This is a genomic window from Ignavibacteria bacterium (genome assembly GCA_025612375.1).
In the GTDB taxonomy this organism is placed as follows: domain Bacteria; phylum Bacteroidota; class Ignavibacteria; order Ignavibacteriales; family SURF-24; genus JAAXKN01.
In genome coordinates, this window is sequence record JAAXKN010000098.1 from 1 (window position 1) to 2545 (window position 2545).

Annotated in this window: 1 protein-coding gene, 1 tRNA gene and 1 rRNA gene; all 3 read left to right on the forward strand. The window is 50.4% G+C overall.

The window, feature by feature from the left end:
- Positions 1–58: 58 nt before the first annotated feature.
- The 3 genes from HF312_21395 to HF312_21405 all read left to right on the forward strand — a co-directional run bounded on the left by HF312_21395 (position 59) and on the right by HF312_21405 (position 2370).
- Positions 59–1741 (forward strand): 16S ribosomal RNA (locus HF312_21395).
- Between the two features lie 218 nt (positions 1742–1959).
- Positions 1960–2036, forward strand: a tRNA-Ile gene (locus HF312_21400).
- A gap of 88 nt (positions 2037–2124) precedes the next feature.
- Positions 2125–2370 carry a hypothetical protein gene (locus tag HF312_21405; protein ID MCU7522771.1) on the forward strand — a complete coding sequence of 82 codons (246 nt, stop codon included), beginning with the start codon at positions 2125–2127 and terminating at the stop codon, positions 2368–2370.
- The last annotated feature ends 175 nt before the right edge of the window (positions 2371–2545 follow it).

Sequence of the window (2545 nt, forward strand, 5' to 3'; positions counted from 1 at the left end):
ATGACTAGTGCTTTATAAATCTAGTCGTCAGTAACATTACTGACCAATTCAAACTTTTTTGAGAGTTTGATCCTGGCTCAGGATGAACGCTGGCGGTGTGCCTAACACATGCAAGTCGAACGGGAACTATTTATTTCATGAAGAAAGAACCCACGGTTCTCCCTTCATCCGCAATGTCGGCAGAGCCGATTTTGCTTCGCAAAACAAGCATTGCTTCTTTCCTCTCCTCTACTGAGGGAAAGGGAGGGCGAACTAGTCGAGCGTAAGCGAGATCAGCTTTGCTGATGAGCGAGATGAGGGGAAACCGGAAGGTGTCCCCTCATGAAAGTTCCAGTGGCGGACGGCTGAGTAATACATTGGTACCTACCCCAAAGTGGGGGATAGCTCATCGAAAGATGGGGTAATCCCGCATGTGACCGCAAGGTTAAAGCTTTCGCGCTTTGGGAAGGGCCTTTGTCCTATCAGTTTGTTGGTGGGGTAAGAGCCTACCAAGACTATGACGGGTAGCTGGATCGAGAGGTTGACCAGCCAGACTGGGACTGAGACACGGCCCAGACTCCTACGGGAGGCAGCAGTGAGGAATTTTCCGCAATGGGCGAAAGCCTGACGGAGCGACACCGCGTGAAGGATGAAGGATTTCGGTCTGTAAACTTCTTTTATGTGGGAAGATTATGACGGTACCACATGAATAAGCACCGGCTAACTACGTGCCAGCAGCCGCGGTAATACGTAGGGTGCAAGCGTTATCCGGAATTACTGGGCGTAAAGAGTGTGTAGGCGGTCTTTTAAGTTAGATGTTAAATCTGCGGGCTCAACTCGTAGGCTGCATCTAATACTGGGAGACTTGAGAGTGGAAGGGGCTGACGGAATTTTCGGTGGAGCGGTAAAATGCGTAGATATCGAAAAGAACACCAATGGCGAAGGCAGTCAGCTGGGCCATTTCTGACGCTGAGACACGAAAGCGTGGGGAGCGAACGGGATTAGATACCCCGGTAGTCCACGCCGTAAACGATGGGTGCTAGGTGTAGGAGGTATCGACCCCTTCTGTGCCGTAGTTAACACAATAAGCACCCCGCCTGGGGAGTACGGCCGCAAGGTTGAAACTCAAAGGAATTGACGGGGGCCCGCACAAGCGGTGGAGGATGTTGTTTAATTCGACGCAACGCGAAGAACCTTACCTGGGCTTGAACTGTTGGCTAAACCCCGTGAAAGCGGGGCTGTGGCAACACGAGCCAATAGAGGTGCTGCATGGCTGTCGTCAGCTCGTGTCGTGAGATGTTGGGTTAAGTCCCGCAACGAGCGCAACCCCTATATTTAGTTGCTAACAGGTAAGGCTGAGCACTCTAGATAGACTGCCGGTGACAAACCGGAGGAAGGTGGGGATGACGTCAAATCATCATGCCCCTTATGTCCTGGGCGACACACGTGCTACAATGGGCGTCACAGAGCGAACCGAAACCGCGAGGTGGAGGAAACCGCAAAAGGCGCTCGTAGTTCAGATCGCAGGCTGCAACTCGCCTGCGTGAAGCCGGAGTTGCTAGTAATCGCGGATCAGCACGCCGCGGTGAATACGTTCCCGGGCCTTGTACACACCGCCCGTCACACCACGAAAGTCGGCAACACCCGAAGCCAGTGAGCTAACCTTTTAGGAGGCAACTGTCGAAGGTGGGGTTGGTGATTGGGGTGAAGTCGTAACAAGGTATCCGTACCGGAAGGTGCGGATGGATCACCTCCTTTCTAGGGAGCATTGATACTATATGTATCCGAATCGGTCGTCTACGGACTTTCGAGGGGCTTCTAGGTCGGATCACAACTTTGTTGTGATGTGCCTGCTGTCAACACTATCCAGTTTTCAAAACAAAGAGGAGCTAAGGCTCTTTTTTTGTTTAGCTTAAATCCTTGAAAAAAGCCTCGAAATAAAGTAAAATATTGGATGACCTTGAAAAAGTAAATCGACGCGGGCGACTAGCTCAGGTGGTTAGAGCGCAGCTCTGATAAAGCTGAGGTCCCAGGTTCGAGTCCTGGGTCGCCCACCATTTTATGCTGAAGCTTCAAATGGCAAGCCGAAGCGAAGCGAAAATGTCCTACCGAAGCCTTTGGCGAAGGAGGACAGAAAGACTCACTATGTTAGACAGAATAATCATTGGAACTTTAGGCGTTGTAACAGGAATTGCATTTGTTATTTATGCTAGGGATCTGGTCCGTTGGTTTGGATCTAACGCAACAATGGAAAGATATCTGGGAGTAGGTGGAACCTACACTGGCCTCCGACTTCTTGGTCTTTTTATCGCTTTAGTCTTTTTTCTGTATTTAACCGGCTTTCTTGAAACAGTAGTAATCGCCTTCTTCCGCTGGATAGGCTTAATGTAATTATCTCGGCTGGCTTTTTTCCAGTTGAAATCTGTTGATTTCAACTGCAGAGGAAGCGTAGCGAAAGACAGAAACAATTTAATATTGCGGATGTCGTCAGCTTACGCTGACGAGGGCCCTTAGCTCATCTGGTAGAGCGCCTCGTTTGCACCGAGGAGGTGGCAGGTTCGAGTCC

Bases quoted from the DNA above. Each gene is read 5' to 3' on its own strand.
- HF312_21405 (MCU7522771.1), top strand. From the start codon at position 2,125: ATGTTAGACAGAATAATCATTGGAACTTTAGGCGTTGTAACAGGAATT.